Source organism: Rhodococcus ruitaii (assembly GCF_055230935.1).
In genome coordinates, this window is record NZ_JBUYWC010000023.1 from 18,783 (window position 1) to 38,806 (window position 20,024).

The following is a 20,024-nucleotide window of genomic DNA, read 5'->3' on the forward strand; positions in this document are numbered from 1 at the left end:
ATCACGGACGCTCCGACGTTGTCACATCGACCCCGCCCGGACACAACAAATCCATCGCCATGTCGGCGTAGCGGTCGGCGATCTCCTCCGGAGTGTCCGGGCCTGCCGGGTCGTACCAGTTGGCGATCGCCGAGACCATCGCCAGGATCGACCGGCGACAGTCGTCGGGATATTTCGCGGTGAACACGCCCTGGCGGACGCCTTCGTCGATGATGTCGCGCATCCGCTTTCGCCCCGCACGGCGACGCTCGTCGTACTGTCGCGCTCCGTCGGGTTCCAGGTTGCGGACCTCGGTCGCGATCAGCTGACCCTGCAGGGGATACTGAGTCCGGAACCTGACGTTTCCTCGCACGAACGCGCGCAGTTGTGCGACGGGATCGTCTCCGGCATCAGCCAGTTCGGCGTCGCACACTGCGTCGTAGGTGTCGGCACCGTCCAGCAGGATCGCGAGCAGCAGATCTTGCTTGTTCTTGTAGTGGTAGTACAGCGCCGACAGGCTCACACCCGCTTCCTGCGCGATCGTGCGGATCGACGAGGCACCGTACCCGTTGCGCGCGAACTCCTTGCGCCCCACATCGATGAACAGCCGTTGCTTGGGAGACGGAGCCATCACATGGCCCCCGAAGCGGCGCACTCGGCGATGAGGTCTTGCAGAGCACCCTTGACCATCTTGCCGGTCGCGGTGCGCGGCAGGCTGTCGACGAAGCGAACCCTGCGCGGGCATTTGAACTTCGACAGCCGCTCGTGACAGAAATCGATGACCTCGCGTTCGAGGTCATCGCATGGGACGACGCCGTCCGCGGGCCGCACGAACGCTTCGACGCGTTCACCACGGTCTGTGTCGGGCACACCCACGACCGCGACGTCGCCGACACCCGGGTGCAGGGCGAGGATGTTCTCGATCTCCTGCGGGTAGATGTTCACGCCACCGGAGATGATCGTGAACCTGTCGCGGCCGGTCAGGAACAGGTAGCCGTCTTCGTCGAGGTAACCGAGGTCGCCGTTGGTCGCCCAGTTCTTCTCGAACGGATGTCGTGCCGAGTCGGACTTGGCCGGATCCTTGTGATACTCGAGATTCTGCACCGGTTTCTCGAAGTAGACACTTCCCGCCTGTCCCGTCGGCAGTTCACGCCCGTCGCCGCCGCAAATGTGCGCGATCCCGCTGCTTCCGGGTCCGCCTGTGCGGCCTACACTTCCAGGCTTGCACAGCCACTCCTGGGGTGTGATGACGGTGCTCCCGACCGCCTCGGTGGCCGAGTAGTACTCGTACACGATCTCGCCCCACCACTCGATGAGACGCTGTTTGACCTCGACGGGACACGGCGCCGCCGAGTGGATCGCGTATCGCAACGACGACAGGTCGTACCGGTCCCGAACCTCTGCGGGGAGCCGGAGCAGACGCACGAAATGTGTGGGGACCCACTGACTGTGGGTGATGCGATGACGCTCGATCAGTTCCAGTGATTCTTCCGCGTCGAAGCGTTCCATCAGAACGACGGTGCCGCCCATACCCTGTGTGAGCACGCTGTAACGCAACGGCGCCGAGTGGTAGATGGGCGCGGGCGACAGGTAGACGGTGTCCTCGTCGAATCCGAAGTGCCGCAGCATACCGATGAGTGGGATCCCAGGATCCTCGTCGATCTGCACACCGCTGAGACGTGGCTTGATTCCTTTGGGGCGACCAGTGGTTCCCGACGAATACAGCATGTCGCTGCCCCGCGGCTGGTCGGCCGGCGGTACCGTGGACAGGCCCTCGACCTCGGTCTCGTAGTCGAGATGACCGGGTATCGAACCGCCGAAGGCGAACCGATGCTGTACCTTCGGTGTCGATGCGACAATGTCCTCGGCGAGCGCCGCAAGGGGAGCCGACACGAACAGGATCTTCGCGTCGCAGTCGTCCACGATGTACGCGGCCTCCGCGGCTGCGAGGTGCGAATTCACGAAAGTGATGTACACACCGGATCGAAGTGCACCCCAATACAGTTCGTATACCGTCGCGTCGTTGACGGTGATCACTGCGACATGGTCGCCGACACCTACGCCGTGCGCGCGCAGCCAGTTCGCGAACCTGACGGACCCCTCCTCGAGTTCTCGATAGGTGATCGTCCGCCCGGTTGTGGCCTCGTGTACCGCGGGCCGGTCCGGGTGCGTCACTGCGTAGCGGCCCGGGTACATGATTACAGCCCCAGGTCCTTGGAGATGATCGTCTTCATGACTTCGCTGGTGCCACCGTAGATCCGGGTGACGCGTGTGTCGGCGTAGAGCCGCGCGATCGGGTATTCGGTGATGTAGCCGTATCCACCGTGTAACTGCAGGCACTTGTCGACCACCCGGCCCGCGAGCTCGGTGCAGAACAGCTTGGCACGCGCGGCGTCGGCGACCGACAGTTCGTCGCGGTCGAGCAGTTCAAGGCAGTGATCGACGTAGACTCGCGCGGCCTGGGTCTCTGCGGAGCATTCGGCGAGCACGAACTTCGAATTCTGGAACGAGGCGACGGGTTTCCCGAACACCTTACGTTCCTGGGTGTATGCGATTGCGTAGGAGATTGCGGCCTCGGCGAAGCCGACCTGGTTCAGCGCGATGGCCAGGCGCTCCTGGGGGAGGTTGTGCGCCAGATAGCCGAAGCCTGCGCCCTCCTCGCCGAGGAGATTCTCCACGGGCACCTTGACATCGCTGTAGGACAGCTCTGCGGTGTCCTGCTGATGCAAGCCGATCTTGTTGAGCTTACGTCCGACTGCGAAGCCCTCGGTTGCGGTGGGAACGGCGATGATCGACAGGCCGCCGCGACGATTCTCCGGATCGAACGGCGAGGTGCGGCACACCGTGAGGATCAGATCGGCGGTGGCACCACCGGTGATGAAGGTCTTGGCGCCGTTGACGATGTAGTGCGAGCCGTCGTCGGACAGCTTTGCCGTGGTCGCGATGTTCGCGAGGTCGGAACCGGTGCCCGGTTCGGTCATCGCGATCGCAGTCATGATCGAGCCGTCCGCGAAGCCCGGGAGCCAGCGCTTCTTCTGTTCGGCGGTGGCGTACGCCATCAGATACGGAAGGATCAGACATGCGTGGACGGTGTAGCCGCCGAAAGACACTCCGGCGCGCGCGACCTCTTCGAACACGATCGTGTTGTAGATGAAGCTGGATTCACCTCCGCCACCGAATTCTTCGGGTACCTGGATACCGAGGATGCCGAGCTCGCCGAGTCGGCGGAAGAACTCGCGTGGCGGATGCCCGAGCTCGTCCCACTCTTCTCGGTGGGGTGCGACCTCGCGTTCGATGAAGTCGCGCAGCATCTGGCGGAACGCGTCGTGCTCATCGGTGAGGATCGTTCTCTTCACGGTGGTTTCCTTCGGTCTCGGAAGTCACTTGCCGGTGAAGTTGCCCGGACGGCGTTCCATGAACGCGGCGAGCGCTTCTCGGTGATCTTCGGTGTGATGGGACAGCGCCTGCAGCGACGCGGACAGCTCGAGGAGGGTGTCGAGGTCGACGCGCTGTCCTTCGCGGAGCAGCTTCTTGGTCATGCGCAGCGCGTGCGGCGGGTTGACGGCGACGCGGTCGGCGAGCGCACGTGCGGTCTCGAGCAGCTGCTCGGGTGAGGTGACCTGTGACACGATGCCCCAGTCGAGCGCGGTCGTGGCATCGACGCGGTCACCGGTGAAGGCCATCTCGGCGGCGCGGGCAGCACCGATCGCGCGCGGCAGCAGCCATGCGCCGCCGTCGCCGGGAATGATGCCGAGTTTGACGAAGCTCTCCGCGAAGAATGCCTTGGTCGAGGCGACCCGCATGTCGCACATCATCGCGAGGTCGCAGCCCGCGCCGACGGCGGGTCCGTTGACGGCCGCGATGATGGGAACCTCGCAGTGGAAGATCGCCTTGGGTAGCCGCTGGATTCCGCGGCGATACCCCTCGCGGAGTGCATGCGGAGCGCCGGCGAACATGCCGGTTCGATCGACCATGTCCTTGACGTTGCCGCCTGCAGAGAACGCAGAGCCTGCGCCGGTGAGGATGACGACGCGAGTCTCGACGTCGTCGTTCGCTTCCTCGACGAGCTCGACGAGGCGTTCGACGACGTCGTCACCGGAGATCGGGTTCCGTGCCTCGGGCAGGTTGATCGTCCACGTGACGACGTGGCCGTCCCGTGCGGCGAGTACGACGTCCTGCGATGCACTCATGAGGTCGTGATCCTTCCGTTGCGATGTCGTCGACGATGCCGAACCAACGAACTGGGTCGAACGATCGTTAAACTACGGCGTGCGCAAAGGACTGTAAAGACCACCTGTGCAATTCGCTCAATCGGGCAGGCTCACGCCCGATTCGGCGATTCGTATGGCCACTTCCTCGGGAAAGACATTGCGGAAGACGAACGGATCTCGGCCCAGCACCCAACCCGGTGCGAGAGCGGTCGCATATCGCTCGAAGTAACCGACCTGCTTACCGAACAACACCAGCTCCTCCGGACTCGTGGTGTTCCACTGGCGCCCCAGCGACACGAGCGCACCGATCAACGCGCTCAGCCGCAACTCCGAGAGGTCTTGCCCCAGCAGCGGCCCGAAGGTCTCCGCCACCTGCCTGCCGACCTCCGCGTCGTCGACATCGAGATCCTCCGAGACCCCGAGCTCGCGGATACTCTTCGCAACCGAGGAGAAGTCGCCGTCGAGCAAGGCCGAGCGGAACAGCTCGCGCAACACAGTCCGCCACTGTTCGGGGAGTTCGCCGACGATCCCGAAGTCGAGGAGCGCGACACGTCCGTCGTCGAGATGCCACAGATTCCCAGCGTGCACATCGCCGTGGAACGGGCCGTGCAACAGCACCGCCTCGATCCACACCTTCACCCCGCGCCGAACCAACAGCGCGGTGTCGAGACCGCCCTCCCCCGGCACGACACGGTCGAGCGGAGTGCCCTTCAACCGTTCCATGCAGATCACCCGTGGACCGCACCAATTCCAGTACACCTCGGGCACGGCGACGAACCGGTTGTCGCCGAAGGCCCCGATGTTGTCGCGGAAGCGATCCTGCCGGTCGGCCTCGACCGCGGCGTTGAGTTCGGTCATCGTCGCGTTGTAGAGATCGCGGATGATCGCGGGGGTGTTCGCGATCCGGAAGAACTCGAAGATCCGCAGGATCTTGGCACCGACGTAGGCCGCGCGCAGGTCGACGAGCATCCGTCGCGCGATCCCGGGCCGTTGCACCTTGATCACGGCTTCACGCCCGTCGCGGAGAACGCATCCGTGGACCTGCGCGACCGAGGCCGCCGCGAGCGGCACGTCATCGAACGATGAGAACATCTCGCCGATCGGGTGCCCGAGATCTTCCTCGATGACTGCACGAGCCTGCTCGGACTCGAAGGTGGGTACGTCGTCGAGCATGCGCAGGCAGGCGTCGGCAAGTGGCGCCGGAAACAGGCCCGGCGACGATGCGACGAGCTGCCCGAGCTTCACGAATGTCGGCCCGAGATGTTCGAATGCGTCGACCGTGCCGTGCGCGGCGGCGTCGACGAGACTGCGACGGGGTGCACGCCCGACCACGCTCATCGCAGCCCACCGCAACACCGCCCACGTCACGAACGCGACGAGCGCACACGCGACGACGACTGCGCGTCCGAGCTCCGCGAGCCCGAACCTGTCGAGCGGCGGAGTTTCGACATACAGTGCGTCCGGTGGTGGCCCACCCGCGAACGGGCCCACGGGCCCCATCCCATCCGGCGCTTCCCCACCCGGCTCATCGTTCCCCCCGGTGTGTTCGTGCAACACCGACCCCCAATCTTTCGCTCCGCGACCCACCGAGACACGGCTTCGTGCACGCTACCCGGTGAACAAGCGCAATCGAAGTGCCCGTGACCTCCATCGGAAGACTTCTCGGTCTGTTGTGTGTCGGTACCCGGGACTACTCTCGGTCAGGTAGTTGTTCAGACTGTCGACCGAGGGCGGAGACCATGCCAGAACAGCTCCTTGACACGACATCGAGTGGTCTCGGCGATGCCACATTCATGGATGCCGCCGAACCGTACCGGCGCGAACTGCTCGCGCACTGCTACCGCATGAGCGGTTCCCTCCATGACGCCGAAGACCTGGTGCAGGAGACCTACCTGCGGGCGTGGCGCGGATACGACAACTTCGGCGGTCGCTCGTCACTGCGTACGTGGCTGCACCGCATCGCCACCAACGTGTGCCTCACGGCGCTCGACGGACGCAAACGCAGACCCCTGCCCACCGGGCTGGGTGCACCCAGTTCCGACCCGACGGACGACCTCGTCTCCCGTCAGGAAATCCCCTGGCTCGAGCCGGTACCCGGCGGCTACACCGACGACGGCCATACCGACGACCCGAGCGATCCCGCAACGATCGTCGCGTCACGCGATTCGATCCGGCTTGCGTTCGTCGCTGCGCTACAGCACCTTTCGGCGCGGCAGCGCGCGGTACTCCTGTTGCGCGATGTATTGCAATGGCGCGCAAGCGAAGTTGCCGCGGCGCTCGATACCACCACCGCCGCAGTGAACAGCTTGTTGCAACGTGCCCGCGCACAGATGCGCGACTCCCGCAGCTCGAACGCCGAACTCAGCGAACCCGACAGCGCCGAAACCCGTGCGCTCGTGAAGCGCTGGGTCGAGGGGTTCGAGAAGTACGACATCGACTCGCTCGTCACAATGCTCACGGAGGACGCCATCTGGGAAATGCCGCCGTTCGACGGCTGGTATCGAGGTGCCGACGCCATCGTGACTCTGATCAAGTGCAACTGTCCGGCGAAAGGCCCGGGCGATCAGATCTTGCTTCCCACGGTGGCGAACGGTCAGCCTGCCCTCGGACTCTACATGCGCGGTGACGATGGGCAGCATCGTCCGTTTCAGCTCCAGGTGCTCGACATCGTCGACGGCAAGGTCGCGCACGCGACGGTCTTCTTCAGCGACGACACCGTCGGGTTGTTCGCGCGCTTCGGCCTGCCGGAGTTTCCGACAGGCCGACGCTGAAGTCGTGGCGGTTCCTGGCGTTCAGGCCTGACCGCACCCTCGCCCTCGGGCGCCCACTGCTTGGCGCAGCCGACGGAAACTCATCACGAACGATCAGGCCTTGCTCAGTACCCACACCGGCCCTGTGACCAGCCAGATCGCCGTAATGATTCCGAGTGTGGGGAAGATCGAGTTGAGGGCGGCGCTCTGTGCGTCGGTGGCGACCGTCGCGCCGAGGCCCAAGACTGCCGCGCCACTGATTCCTGCTGCAATGAGCCAGCGCCCGAAGCTTGCGATTTGGTGCCGGAGCGCTTCCGGCCCTTCCTTCGGCGCCGGCGCGGGCTTCTCGCCGTCGGCGAACAGGTAGGCGAAGCGACGATCGGCCCAGCGGACGATGCTCGGTCCGAACGCGACGCTCACCCCCAGATAGATTCCGGCGATGCGGTGGATGTAGCCGACTTCCGTGCCGTTACGCAGATCCAGTGCCACCGCACCGAGGAGCACGACATCGATGACCGGGATCAGTGCGAGGACCACCGCACCGACTTTCGGCAGGCGCAGCAGGTACCGAAGGACGAGCCCGAGGGCGAGGACAACCCAGAACCCGACCTCGCTGGCGATGATGAACGCGGTGATGTGGCTGGTGAACATGGGTCGAGCATCTCGCCGGGAGCGAGTGGGGCGCGTCCGCCGAACGGTTCGGAGGGCATCATCACTTCGGATGACGACGGCCGAAACGACGCGATCGCTGTGATCGAATGGCAGTGTGATCGACCGCTACGCGTCTGCACTCATCGCACTCGCCTACTTCATGCTCGGAGCGGTGCTGTACCGGCTCGACCTCGGTGCCCTCGTCTTCGACGAGCAAGGGCCGTCGACGCAGGTGCGCCTGCTCATCCTCGCTGCCGTGTGCGGTCCGCTCCTGCTTCGCCGATCACATCCGCTCATCGCCCTCGCTCTCGCCGCGGTTCCCGTCGCGGTGGACTTCGCCCTCGGTCTGTCCCTGCCGGTGTGGCTCGCCTACAGTGACCTGCTGTTCGCAGCCGCACTGTACGGAAGCGCTCGGCTGAGTGTGTTTCTGGAGAGGGCGCCGGTCGTGCCGATCGCGGCGCTCGCCGTGGGATTCGGTATCTACACGGGAGAACTGCGGGCGGCGGTGTTCGTCGCGGCCATGGGTGCGCTGCTCGTCTCGTTGCCTGTGTGGTGGGCCCGGTCGGTGCGTACCCACCGCGACGCCGCCGAAGCCGAACGCGTCAAAGCACAGGCGCTGGCCCAGGTCGCGGAACTCGACCGCGCGGCCGCGATCACCGTGGAACGACAACACCTCGCGCGCGATCTCCACGATATCGTCGCCGGGCACCTGTCGGCGATCGCCATTCAGAGTGAGGCCGCGATACGGCTCCGCGACCGCGACCCGCACAAAGCGATGACGGTCCTCGAGTCTGTGCGCGCCAACAGCGTCGATGCCCTCCGCGAGATGCAATCGATGGTCGCGTTGCTGCGCAGCGATGACGCCCGTGATGAGGCCGCCACCGCGGGGCGACTCTCCGATCTGACCACTCTCGTGGCGTCGGCCGAGGCGAGCGGCAGCACCGTGACCGTGGATGCAGACGGCCTACCCGAACTCGACGCCGAAGTCGATGTGACCGCGTACCGCATCGTCCAGGAAGCCTTGACGAATGCCACCAAGCACGCGCCCGGGCAACCGATACTCGTGGTTCTCGCGGCCGGCTGTGGCGAGTTGACGATCCGGATTTCGAATCCACTCCGCGCCGATGACTCCTGCGCCGTAGTCGCAGATGGTCGAGGCGAAGGCCGGCACGGATTGCGCAACATCGAAGAACGCGCCGCCGCGATCGGCGGGCGTGCCGGTTCTCGGATCGTCGAGCACCAATGGCACACGGAAGTGCATCTGCCCCTGCGAAACGGAGACCCCCGGTGACCATCACCGTACTGTTGGCCGACGACCACACCGCCATCCGCAGTGGCCTGCGGATGATCCTCGACTCCGACCCCGACATCGAAGTGGTCGGCGAAGCAGCCGATGGGGCCGTTGCGGTATCCCAGGTACGCGCACTGCAACCGGATGTGGTGCTGATGGACATCAGGATGCCGGGCACCGACGGCATCACTGCGACCCGCATCATCACCTCGGAGACCGGTAGCCGGGTCCTCGTGCTCACCAGCTTCGAGATCGACGAGTACGTATTCGACAGCCTGCGGGCGGGTGCGGGGGGCTACCTCCTCAAATCCGCACCCGCCGATGCGCTCCTGCACGCGATCCACACCGTGCATGCGGGCGATGGGGTGCTCGCGCCCGAAATCACCCGCGCGGTGATCGACGCGTTCGCTGCCGTGCGTGAGCGGACGCCGGCGCCGGTTCCAGGTCTCGCCGGCCTCACCGGCCGGGAACGCGAAGTGTTCGACCTGATCGGCGAGGGCCTGTCGAACAGGCAGATCGCCACCCGCCTCGGAGTCAGCGAAACTACCGTGAAAACGCATGTCGCGCGGGTTCTGCACAAACTGGATCTGCAGTCGCGGATCCAGGCCGCGATCCTCGCGCACGAGTCCCGGTGAGCTTGCCCACCGGACTCTGAGCGAGAATCTGTGCATGACGCTCGAAATTGGCACGTTCCCGATCGACCGGCCAGCCGCGTACTCGGGGGTCGGAGTGAGCGTGTCCCCACCCGACGCGGTGTCGGTGACCCAAACGGTCGGCCCCAAGTTCTTCGACCACCGCGGGCAGGTCACGATCTCAGCGCTCGGCGCGTTGTCCGACATCGTCGGAGCAGCCCCCGCCGGCGTCGCACGTGAGCACCGCACGGGGGTCCGCGCTCAGAGCGTGCTCGCGCAACTCACAGCATCGACCGCGAATCCGTTCCCCCGCGCCGGCCAGGTCTCCGGGGTCGGACTGAGCCTGCATTCCGACGCGACCTCGGGGTTGTCGTCCGCCGAGATCGTCGACGAGGACGGCAACCTCATCCTGCATCTGATCGGGCGGACCATCGTCGTCGGACGCGCGCCTGTCGACGGCGCCGGCGCGGAGACCTCCGGCTTCCTCACCGCCCCGGACGAGCACGAACCCTGGATCGACGGCCACGTCCTCGACACCAAGTCCGGCCTCGACATCGTCCGCGGCGTCGCTGCCGGCACGCTGCCGAGAGGCCCACTCGCCGCAATGCACGGTCTTCGGGTGCACAGCGTCGACCGCGGTGCGGTGCGCGCCACCGTCGCTCCGAGCGAATGGATGACCAACCTTCTCGGTTCCATCCAGGGCGGTGTGCTGCTCTCGATCGCCGAGATCGTCACCGGTCTCGCTGCGCACACCCTCACCGACCAGGGTGGGCAGTACCGCATGCTTCAGGTCACCCTCGACTACCTGCGCTCCCCCGCGGTACCCGGACCGCTCGTGCAGGTGCAGTCCGACGTGGTGCGGGCCGGACGGCGTCTCGCGTCGCTGGAAACGCTACTCACCGGCGAGGACGGCACCGTGTTCGTGCGGGCGTATGCGAGTGTGCAGTTGTTCGCCGGCCCTGCTGATCGCTGACCCTGCTGATCGCTAGCCTCGCCGAGCCGCGGTGACCACTGCTCCCCCGAGACGCGGGAACCGTCCGTCGGAGATCGTGGTGTAGGCATTGCCCAACCGGTTGGTCACGAAGGCGAACGACAGCCCGGTCTCGGGATCGGCGAACGCCCCGGAACCGCCGAAACCGTAATGCCCGATGGACCTGAGCGGCTGCGGCCGCAGCGCAACCCAGGCTGGGTGGTAGCCGAGTCGCCAATTGGGACGAAACCCCAGGACGTAGTCGCGCCGCCGTGTCTGTACCTCGAGCAACTGCTCGACGGTCTCCTCTTTCAGCAACCGATGGTCACCGCCGGCGAGTGCACCCCCGTTCGCGAGCGCGCCGTACATCCGGGCGAGTGAGCGTGCGGTGAACACTCCATTCCAGCCCGGCATCACGGCGTCGTGGGCTCGGGGACTGCGCATCACCTCGTCGAACCCATCGGCCATGCCGGCCTCGGCGAGACCTTTGACACCGGGCATCCGCGACATCACTGCGCCCGCGGTTGCCCACGGCGCGGGCAGAAAGTTGACCTTGGGGAACAGTCGCGCGATGCGGTGTCGCTGCTCGGGTGGTACGCGATACCAGAACTCCGCTGCATCGAAATCCTCCGCGCCGAGCGGCTCGGCGATCTCCTGCCGGACGAGGTCCTGGAACGGCACTCCCGAGACCCGCGCGGCGACCTCCGCGACGAGATTTCCGTAAGTGACGGCGTGGTAGCCCGGCCCGGTCAGCCTGCGCTGGTCGGGCCGCGCTGCCGCGAGTGCCGTAGCGACCTTCTCCGAGTCGAGAAGACCGTATCGGCCCGGCACGAGCCCGCGGATCTTGTGTAAACCCGCGCGATGGGACATGAGCTCACGGACGGTGATGGTGTCTTTCCCGGCCGCGCCGAATTCGGGCCAGTACTGCGCAACCGGTGCGTCGTATGACACCAGCCCCTGCTCGGCGAGGCGGTGCAACACGGTGCTGGCGACACCTTTGCCGGTGGAGAACGACAGCACGACGGTGTCGCCGACCCAGCGACGCTGCTTCTCGGCCCATCCGGCCCACACGTCGAGAACAGGTTCGCCGTGCAGATACGCCGCGATTGCACCGCCGCCCTGACTCGGTTTGTCGAACATCCGGAAGAAGAGGTCGGCGACGGGAAGGAATCGCTGATCGACGATCATCTCCGTGCGTAGCGCCGCTTTCGACACCGATTCGTCGCCGCTGGCCACCGTGTTCTTCTCCCGTCCGTAGCTTTCCCGACCCGATGGTAGGGATCGGCCGGAGGTCGCGTGCGCGTTCCCCGGCGTTCGAGCGCTTACTGCATCAAGACCGTTACGAGTGTAAGGATGTACAGCATGACCACTGCGCACTCGGAGACCCGATCCGGAATCGATCTCGACCATGTCGACGAGGGCACCCGCGCCCAGGACGACCTGTTCGAGCACGTCAACGGCCGCTGGCTCACCGAACACGAAATCCCCGCCGACCGCGCCCTCGACGGCGCCTTCCGCACCCTCGCCGACAAGGCCGAGGTCGACGTACGAACGATCATCGGGGAAGCGGCCGACTCCGGTGCCACACCGGGGACTGATGCGCAGAAGATCGGCGACCTGTTCACGAGCTTCATGGATACCGACACGATCGAGGCCGCCGGACTCGGGCCGATTACCGACGAACTGTCGTCGGTCTCGGGTGCAGTCGACCGCGCCGCACTCGCATCGGTGCTCGGACGGCTGCAGCGGGTAGGTGTCGGCGGTGCATTCGGCCACTACGTCGACACCGATTCGAAGAACTCCCAGCGCTATCTGATGCACGTTGCGCAGGGCGGCCTCGGTCTGCCCGACGAGTCTTACTACCGCGAGGAGCAGTACGCCGAGATTCGCGACGAGTACGTCGCGCACATCGGCCGGATGTTCGCACTCGCGGGCCTCGATCACGATCCGCAGCGCGTGTTCACGATCGAATCGAAGCTGGCCGCGGGGCATTGGGACGTCGTCAAGCGTCGCGATGCCGATCTGACATACAACCTCGTCACCCTCGAGTCGGTGCTCGCCGATCTCCCCGATTTCGACTGGTCCGGCTGGATCGCCGCGACGGGCGCCACTGCGGAGCAGTGGGCCGAGATCGTGGTGCGGCAGCCGAGCTTCCTCGACGTGTTCACCCAGGTGTGGGCAGGCGAGTCACTCGATGACTGGAAGGCCTGGGCGTCGTGGCGGATCCTGCGCGCACGGGCCCCGTATCTGGCCGACGGGTTCGTCGACGAGAACTTCGCGTTCTACGGCCGCACGCTCACCGGCGCCGAGGAGATCCGCGACAGGTGGAAGCGCGGCGTGTCACTCGTGCAGGATCTTCTCGGTGAGGCTGTCGGAAAACTCTACGTCGAACGCCATTTTCCGGCCGAGGCGAAAACGCGGATGCAGGTGCTCGTCGAGAACCTCACCGAGGCGTACCGGCAGAGCATCACCGATCTGGAGTGGATGAGCCCTCAGACCCGTCAGGCGGCGCTCCGTAAGCTCGAGAAGTTCACCCCGAAGGTCGGCTATCCCGACAAGTGGCGGGACTACTCGGCGGTCACGATCACCCCGGACGACCTGGTGGGCAACTACCGCTGCAGCTACGGGGCCGAGTACGACCACGAACTCGCCAAACTCGGAGGACCCGTCGACCGGGACGAGTGGTTCATGACTCCCCAGACCGTCAACGCCTACTACAACCCGGGCATGAACGAGATCGTCTTCCCTGCGGCGATCCTGCAACCGCCGTTCTTCGATCTGCATGCCGACGACGCCGCGAACTACGGCGGGATCGGTGCGGTCATCGGGCACGAGATCGGTCACGGATTCGATGACCAGGGCGCCAAGTACGACGGCGACGGCAACCTCGAGAACTGGTGGACGGATTCGGATCGCGCCGAATTCGGTAAGCGCACAGCAGCTCTCATCGCCCAATACGACGAGTTCGAACCGAAGGCTCTTCCCGGCCAGCACGTCAACGGCAGTTTCACGATCGGTGAGAACATCGGTGATCTCGGCGGACTGTCGATTGCGTTGAAGGCATACGAGATCGCGACCGGAGATGACGAACCTCCGGTCATCGACGAGCTGACAGGTCTGCAGCGGGTGTTCTTCGGATGGGCACAGGTGTGGCGAACGAAGGTCCGCGACGAGGAGGCGACGCGGCGGCTCGCCGTAGACCCGCACTCCCCGCCGGAATTCCGCTGCAACGGTGTCGTGCGCAACATCGATGCCTTCTATACGGCGTTCGATGTGACGCAGGGCGACGCACTCTACCTCGACGCGGAGGAGCGTGTGAAGATCTGGTGATCGAAGACCACCGCTCCCGCGCACCGGCGAGGTGTGCGGGAGCCGTGGTCGTTGCCCTGGTGCGGGTACCTCAGGACCGGTGGGTGCCGGGGATCGGAATTCCGCGGTTCGCCAGCCACGGGGCCGGATCGATCTTGGCGCCGTCTGCGAGGTGCACCTCGTAGTGCAGGTGCGGGCCGGTGGACTGGCCACGGTTGCCCATGGTGGCGATCTGGTCGCCGGCACTGACCTGCTGGCCGACCGAGACCAGCGACCGGTCGATGTGCCCGTAGACCCCGACGGTGCCGTCGTCCTGTTGCACGCGGACCCACAGCCCGAATCCTGATGCCGGGCCGGTCTCGATCACGTGACCGTTGGTGACGGCAAGGATCGGAGTTCCGATGGGGCCGGCAATATCGATGCCGTTGTGGTTGGTGCCCCACCGGGCACCGTAACCGGAGGTGAAGACGCCAGCGGCCGGGAAAACCGATGCCGGGCGACGCGCAGCCTCCTCTCGCGCGGCCTGCTCCGCCGCCTCACGCGCGAGGCGGTCCAACTCTGCCTGATGAGCGGCTGCCGCCTCGGCGATCCGCTGCTGTTCGCGCTCGGTGGCCTTACGCAGCTTCTCGGTGTAGCTCGAAGCGTCGACCCCGGGGATGGACAGCACCTGCGGCGCCGTGGACAGCGCCTCGCTGCTCCCCGTCCACGAGAGCCCGGCCTGCGCGCGCAGTGTGGCGTCGGCGCCAGTCGTATCGGTGGCGTTGGCAGCCGTCGTTCCGGCCGCCGTGACGGCCCCGGTCACGAGGACCACCGACACCCACCTCCCCAAGCGCGCGGCGGCGGGGCGGCGTCGGTGCGTGACGGACGAAGCAGAATTCTCGGCTGTGTAAGACAAAGCGGCGTTCCTCTGAATGGCCTCTCGGTAACGAAAGGGTTACGAATCCATCACAGAGTACGTGTCTCACGCCTGTTCGCGGCGTGTCGATTTGACGATCGCCCGATTGCAGGTAGTCAAAATGTCCGAAATAGCCCCACACGAGCCACATGCACATCAGGGAGAATCACGCATTCCGGCATTGCCGCTCGAAAATGTGTCGGGGCTCACTCGACCGCCTTCGTTATTTCCCTCGGTTCATCACCTTGTCCGCAGCCTCCCAATGAGCATCGGCGACCCACAGGTGCGCGAACGCATCGATCGCCTCTTCCGGCGTCGCGCCGGATACGACGCGCTTGATCGAACCCGAGGATTCATTGACGAGTGAGCGCGCAAGAGACCGCCAGCCCGCGTCGAAGGATTCGCGCGGCAGCACCAGATCGACGAGTCCGATGCGGTGAGCATCCTCGGCACCGAGGATCGTGCCGGACCCCGCGAGCATGATCGCTTTCCCTCGACCCACGAGCGCAGCGAGTCGCTCCGCCCCACCCCACGCGGGCATGATCGCGAGCGAGACCTGATTGAACCCGATCTTGATGTCGTCGGCGGCGACGCGGATGTCGGCCGACACGGCGAACTCCGCACCACCCCCGAGTGCATGACCGTTGAGTGCCGCCACCACAGGCCCCGGAAAAGCAGCGATACGGTCGCAGATCGTCCGCATGCGGCGCGCCATGCCCGCAGCCTCGTCCACCGTTCGTAGCTTGGCCAGCTCCTTCAGATCACCCCCCGAGACGAAGGCGCGATCGCCGGCGCCGGTGACGACAAGCACGCGAGCATCGCGGACCTTGTCGAGCTTCTCGTCGAGACGATCCATCGTCTCGAGCGAAATCGCGTTGCGCGCCTGTGGACGATCGATCGTGAGGAGCGCGAGTCCCTCGTCCAGTTCGAGCTCGACCATAGGGTAATTCTCCCAAGTGATATTGGAATTCTTGTCTGATGAGAATAACATGTTCACATGTCGGTGAAGGCCGACAGGAACTCCGCCGACGCCGCGGTGTACCTCGGCGCGGCTCCGTACCTACCTGGAGCGCAACAGATGCGGCAGATACCCCCCGAGCTCGTCGAACGCTACGAAAACGAAGGGTGGTGGACACGCGACACCCTCGGCGACCTTCTCGCCCGCGGCCTGAAGGCCACTCCGGACACCGAGTTCCGGATCTTCTCGGAGGTACGGCCCTGGGAGGGGACCTTCGCCGACGTCGAACTCGTGGCTCGCCGACTCGCAGGCGGCCTACGCAAGCGCGGCGTGGGCCCCGGCGACACGGTGGCGTTCCAGCTGCCCAACTGGATGGAGGCTGCGGCGGTGTTCTGGGCCTCGTCGTTCCTCGGCGCCGCGGTCGTGCCGATCGTCCACTTCTACGGACGCAAGGAACTCTCCTACATCCTGGGCGAGGCCAGGCCGAAGGTGTTCGTGAGCGCGGCACGTTTCGGAAACATGGAGTTCGCGCCGGACGTGTGTGCCGCGGTTCCGATCGTGGGCGTGGTCGGTTCCGACGCCGGCGAAATGCAGGGATCCGCAGTACAGGGCTCAACAGTACAGGGCTCAGCAGTCCCCTTCGAGGATCTGCTCGACGACGAGCCGTTCGAGGGTGTACTCCCCGCAGACACTGCCGCCGCTGCACTCCTGGCGTTCACGTCCGGCACCACGAGCAATCCCAAGGGCGTGATACATAGCCACCGGAGCCTCGGATGCGAGACCCGGCAGCTCGCCGCGCGGTACCCGTCCGACCGCGGTAAGCAGCTGACGGCGGCGCCGGTCGGCCATTTCATCGGCATGGTCAACGCCTTCCTCATCCCCATCCTCGACGGCAGCCCGATCAGTCTACTGGACGTGTGGAACCCCCAGCGGGCGCTCGAACTCATGGAGAGCGAGGCACTCGTCGTGGGCGGCGGCGCCACCTATTTCATGACGAGCCTCGTCGACCACCCCGACTTCGTCCCCGAACGGCACATCCCTTTCATGAAGTACGCGGGACTCGGCGGTTCCACGGTCCCGGCAGCAGTGACCCGGCGGCTCGCCGACTACGGCATCATCGTCTTCCGCGCGTACGGCAGCACCGAGCATCCGTCGATCACCAGTTCATTGGTGACCGCCCCGGAGGACAAGCGGCTCTACACCGACGGCAACGCCGCGCCCGGCGTCGAGATCCGCCTGACCGACGACGGCGAGATCCTCAGCCGCGGACCAGATCTGTGCGCCGGCTACACCGACCCCGAACTGACTGCGAAGGCGTTCGACGACGAGGGCTGGTACCACACCGGTGACATCGGAGTCCTCGACGACGACGGGTATCTCACCATCACCGATCGCAAGGCCGACTTCATCATCCGCGGCGGTGAGAACATCAGCGCCCTCGAGGTGGAGGAGGTTCTGCTTGCCCTCCCGTCGGTCGCGGAAGCCGCAGCCGTCTCCGCTCCCGACAACCGACTCGGCGAACACACCGCGGCGGTGCTTCGGCTACATCCGGGACACACCTTGCCGACCCTCGACGACGTACGGACGCACTTCGCGCAGGCCGGAGTCGCAAAGCAGAAGTGGCCCGAGGAGTTGCACGAAGTCACAGACTTCCCCCGCACTGCAAGCGGCAAGATTCAGAAATTCGTGGTCCGAAAGGACATTGCGGCACGCAACTGAAGAGAATAGTATTCTCACAGAGAGAGAAGGAGCATTTCTGATGACAGCGAAAGAATTGCCGTACCAGCTGTTCGACGCGGACAACCACCTCTACGAAACCGAAGAGGCCCTGACCAAGTTCCTCCCGGAGAAGTACAAGGGCGCGATCAAGTACGTCCAGGTCGACGGCCGCACCAAGATTGCGATCCGCAATCAGATCAGTGAGTACATCCCCAACCCGACCTTCGAGGTCGTCGCCCGGCCCGGTGCGATGGAGGACTACTTCAAGAACGGCAATCCCGAGGGCAAGAGCAAGCGGGAGATCTTCGGCAAGTCGATGAAGTCGATCCCGGCCTTCCGCGAGCCGGCCGCACGTCTCGAGCTGATGAACGAGTTGCAGATCGAGCGCACCTTGATGTTTCCGACGCTCGCCAGCCTCGTCGAAGAGCGCATGCGCGACGATCCGGATCTGATCCACGCGGTCGTCCACTCGCTCAACCAGTGGCTCTACGAGACCTGGGGATTCAACTACAAGGACCGCATCTACACGGTGCCGGTGATCAGCCTGCCCATCGTCGAGAAGGCGATCGAAGAGCTCGAGTGGTGTGTCGAGCGCGGCGCGAAGGCGATCCTCGTCCGTCCCGCGCCGGTCCCCGGGTTCAGGGGACCGAGGTCGTTCGCGCTCCCCGAGTTCGACCCGTTCTGGAAGCGGGTCGTCGAACTCGATGTTCTCGTCACCCAACACTCCTCCGACAGCGGTTACGCCCGGTACAACCAGGAGTGGGACGGCACCGGCGCCGAGATGCTCCCATTCGTGACCAACGCATTCCGCATGGTCAGCGAATGGCGCCCGATCCAGGACGCGGTCGCGTCGTGGGTGTGCCACGGTGCGCTCTTCCGCTTCCCGGAACTGCGGATCGCGGTCATCGAGAACGGCGCCTCCTGGCTCCCGCACGTGCTGCAAACCCTCGAAGACACCTACAAGAAGGCACCCGAGGGCTTCGGCATGCAGGATCCGGTCGCGGCGATCAAGAAGAGCATCCACGTCAGCCCGTTCTGGGAGGAGGACTTCAGCAAGCTGACCGCCCTCATCGGCGCCGAGCGCGTGCTGTTCGGGTCCGACTACCCGCACCCGGAAGGTCTCGCCGAGCCCACCACCTACATCAAGCACGTCGAACACCTTCCGCTGGAAGACCAGAAGCTGGTCATGGGCGGCAACCTCGCGAGGCTGCTGAAGGTATGAACTGGCAGACCATCCCCGAGATGGTCCTGAGTTCGGGCGATCGCTTCGGCAATGCCGAAGCGGTCGTCGACGGGGACCTCCGGATCACCTTCACCGAACTCACCGATCGGATCCGTCGAGCCGCCGGTGCCTTCGCCGACGCCGGCATCCGCAAGGGCGATCGGGTGGCGATCTGGAGTCCCAACTCGGCCGAGTGGGCAATCGCCGCGTTCGGTCTGCTCACCGCCGGCGGAGTCCTCGTCCCGATCAACACCCGTTACCGGGAGGACGAGGCCGGCGACATCATCCGCCGAAGCGGAGCGAAGGCCGTGCTCGTTCAGAAGGACTTCCTCGGACAGGATTTCACAGTCACCGAACCCGTACCGGTGTTCGATCTGAAGTCCGACTTCCTCTCCAGCGGCGAGCCGTTCGAAGAAAAGGTACGCGGCGACGATATCGCCGACATCATGTACACCTCGGGCACCACAGGTCGCCCCAAGGGCGTCATGATGAACCACACGCAGACCCTGCGGATGTTCTCGGAATGGTGCGATCTCGCCGATCTACGTCAGGGCGACCGCTACATGATCGTCAATCCGTTCTTCCACATGTTCGGCTACAAGGCCGGCCTGATCGCCTCGATGATCCGTGGCGCGACGGTCCTTCCGATCCCCGTACTCGACGTCGATGCCGTCCTCGAACTCGTCGAACGCGAGAAGGTCACGATGCTGCCCGGCCCCCCGACCCTCTACCAATCGCTACTGAATTCGGCGAGCGCCCGCAACCTCTCGTCGCTGCGCGCCGCTGTGACGGGCTCCGCGGACATCCCGGTCGACCTCATCCGGCGTATCAAGAACGAACTACCTTTCGAGACGATCATGACCGGGTACGGATTGAGTGAAGGCGGAACTGCCACCGCGTCGCGAGCCGGCGACACGTTCGAGCAGATCGCCACCACGGTCGGGACACCGTGCGACGGCATCGAGATTCGCATCGCCGACGACAACGAAGTGCTCATCCGCGGCTACAACGTCATGCAGGGCTATTTCGACGATCCGCAGGCCACCGCCGAGGCGATCGACGAGGAGGGCTGGCTGCAGACCGGCGATCTCGGCACGCTCGACGACGAGGGGCGGCTCCGCATCGTCGGCCGCAAGAAGGACATGTTCATCGTCGGGGGGTTCAACGCCTACCCCGCCGAAATCGAGGGTTTTCTCCTCGAACACCCCGCCGTCGACCAGGTTGCCGTCATCGGCGTTCCCGACGACCGGCTCGGCCAGGTCGGCAAAGCATTCGTCGTGTCGAGCAATCCGGTGCCGGTCGGCGACCTCATCGCATGGAGCCGGGCTCGCATGGCGGGATTCAAGGCGCCCCGCTTCGTCGAATATCTCGATGCGCTGCCACTCGGCGCCACCGGAAAAGTCATGAAAAACCAACTGCGGTAGTACGAATCACCAC

General features: G+C 65.3%; 17 protein-coding genes. 8 read left to right on the forward strand and 9 right to left on the reverse strand.

Annotation, left to right across the window (positions count from 1 at the left end):
- Position 1: 1 nt before the first annotated feature.
- The 5 genes from ACZI8W_RS24135 to ACZI8W_RS24155 all read right to left on the reverse strand — a co-directional run bounded on the left by ACZI8W_RS24135 (position 2) and on the right by ACZI8W_RS24155 (position 5,690).
- On the reverse strand, positions 2–610 hold the full coding sequence (locus ACZI8W_RS24135; protein ID WP_463371061.1) for a TetR/AcrR family transcriptional regulator: 609 nt from the start codon (positions 608–610) through the stop codon (positions 2–4).
- Positions 610–2,175, reverse strand: coding sequence for an acyl-CoA synthetase (locus ACZI8W_RS24140; protein WP_463371062.1), 1,566 nt, complete (start codon positions 2,173–2,175; stop codon positions 610–612). The genes ACZI8W_RS24135 and ACZI8W_RS24140 overlap by 1 nt, the downstream gene beginning before the upstream one ends.
- 2 nt (positions 2,176–2,177) lie before the next feature.
- Positions 2,178–3,335 (reverse strand): acyl-CoA dehydrogenase family protein, encoded by a 1,158-nt coding sequence (locus ACZI8W_RS24145; protein ID WP_463371063.1) that lies wholly within the window; start codon positions 3,333–3,335, stop codon positions 2,178–2,180.
- A gap of 24 nt (positions 3,336–3,359) precedes the next feature.
- Positions 3,360–4,169: a crotonase/enoyl-CoA hydratase family protein gene (locus ACZI8W_RS24150; RefSeq protein WP_463371064.1), complete on the reverse strand. Its 810-nt coding sequence runs from the start codon at positions 4,167–4,169 to the stop codon at positions 3,360–3,362.
- A 117-nt stretch (positions 4,170–4,286) separates the two neighbouring features.
- Entirely contained in the window at positions 4,287–5,690 is a 1,404-nt protein-coding gene (locus tag ACZI8W_RS24155) for an ABC1 kinase family protein (protein ID WP_463371065.1), read from the reverse strand.
- Between the two features lie 239 nt (positions 5,691–5,929).
- Here ACZI8W_RS24155 and ACZI8W_RS24160 point away from each other — a divergent pair, with 239 nt between their 5' ends.
- A complete protein-coding gene (locus ACZI8W_RS24160; RefSeq protein ID WP_463371066.1) occupies positions 5,930–6,961 on the forward strand; it encodes a sigma-70 family RNA polymerase sigma factor in 1,032 nt (343 codons plus the stop codon).
- 93 nt (positions 6,962–7,054) lie between these two features.
- On the opposite strand, the gene ACZI8W_RS24165 is transcribed toward ACZI8W_RS24160, so the two are convergent.
- The gene (locus ACZI8W_RS24165) at positions 7,055–7,591 is read right to left on the reverse strand and encodes a hypothetical protein (protein ID WP_463371067.1); all 537 of its coding nucleotides are present in this window, start codon (positions 7,589–7,591) and stop codon (positions 7,055–7,057) included.
- Between the two features lie 115 nt (positions 7,592–7,706).
- Between ACZI8W_RS24165 and ACZI8W_RS24170 the strand changes: the two genes are divergently transcribed.
- From ACZI8W_RS24170 to ACZI8W_RS24180, 3 genes are read left to right on the forward strand one after another with little or no spacing between them, the layout of a single operon-like run.
- On the forward strand, positions 7,707–8,882 hold the full coding sequence (locus ACZI8W_RS24170) for a sensor histidine kinase (protein ID WP_463371068.1): 1,176 nt from the start codon (positions 7,707–7,709) through the stop codon (positions 8,880–8,882).
- Positions 8,879–9,517, forward strand: a complete 639-nt coding sequence (locus tag ACZI8W_RS24175; protein WP_463371069.1) for a response regulator — start codon at positions 8,879–8,881, stop codon at positions 9,515–9,517. The genes ACZI8W_RS24170 and ACZI8W_RS24175 overlap by 4 nt, the downstream gene beginning before the upstream one ends.
- A gap of 34 nt (positions 9,518–9,551) precedes the next feature.
- Positions 9,552–10,487, forward strand: a complete 936-nt coding sequence (locus tag ACZI8W_RS24180; protein ID WP_463371070.1) for a PaaI family thioesterase — start codon at positions 9,552–9,554, stop codon at positions 10,485–10,487.
- A 12-nt stretch (positions 10,488–10,499) separates the two neighbouring features.
- Here the strand turns inward: ACZI8W_RS24180 and ACZI8W_RS24185 are convergent, their stop codons facing one another.
- Positions 10,500–11,672, reverse strand: a complete 1,173-nt coding sequence (locus ACZI8W_RS24185; RefSeq protein WP_463371118.1) for a serine hydrolase domain-containing protein — start codon at positions 11,670–11,672, stop codon at positions 10,500–10,502.
- A 174-nt stretch (positions 11,673–11,846) separates the two neighbouring features.
- On the opposite strand from ACZI8W_RS24185, the gene ACZI8W_RS24190 reads away from it, so the two are divergent.
- Complete coding sequence (locus tag ACZI8W_RS24190) at positions 11,847–13,814, forward strand: M13 family metallopeptidase (protein WP_463371071.1); 1,968 nt, start codon at positions 11,847–11,849, stop codon at positions 13,812–13,814.
- Positions 13,815–13,884: 70 nt separating this feature from the next.
- Here the strand turns inward: ACZI8W_RS24190 and ACZI8W_RS24195 are convergent, their stop codons facing one another.
- Together ACZI8W_RS24195 and ACZI8W_RS24200 are read right to left on the reverse strand one after the other, a co-directional pair.
- Positions 13,885–14,610 (reverse strand): M23 family metallopeptidase, encoded by a 726-nt coding sequence (locus ACZI8W_RS24195; RefSeq protein WP_463371119.1) that lies wholly within the window; start codon positions 14,608–14,610, stop codon positions 13,885–13,887.
- Between the two features lie 301 nt (positions 14,611–14,911).
- A complete protein-coding gene (locus ACZI8W_RS24200; RefSeq protein ID WP_463371072.1) occupies positions 14,912–15,628 on the reverse strand; it encodes an enoyl-CoA hydratase/isomerase family protein in 717 nt (238 codons plus the stop codon).
- A 138-nt stretch (positions 15,629–15,766) separates the two neighbouring features.
- On the opposite strand from ACZI8W_RS24200, the gene ACZI8W_RS24205 reads away from it, so the two are divergent.
- From ACZI8W_RS24205 to ACZI8W_RS24215, 3 genes are read left to right on the forward strand one after another with little or no spacing between them, the layout of a single operon-like run.
- A complete protein-coding gene (locus ACZI8W_RS24205) occupies positions 15,767–17,365 on the forward strand; it encodes an AMP-binding protein (RefSeq protein WP_463371120.1) in 1,599 nt (532 codons plus the stop codon).
- A gap of 40 nt (positions 17,366–17,405) precedes the next feature.
- Positions 17,406–18,587, forward strand: a complete 1,182-nt coding sequence (locus tag ACZI8W_RS24210) for an amidohydrolase family protein (protein ID WP_463371073.1) — start codon at positions 17,406–17,408, stop codon at positions 18,585–18,587.
- Entirely contained in the window at positions 18,584–20,011 is a 1,428-nt protein-coding gene (locus ACZI8W_RS24215) for a FadD3 family acyl-CoA ligase (protein ID WP_463371074.1), read from the forward strand. The genes ACZI8W_RS24210 and ACZI8W_RS24215 overlap by 4 nt, the downstream gene beginning before the upstream one ends.
- The last annotated feature ends 13 nt before the right edge of the window (positions 20,012–20,024 follow it).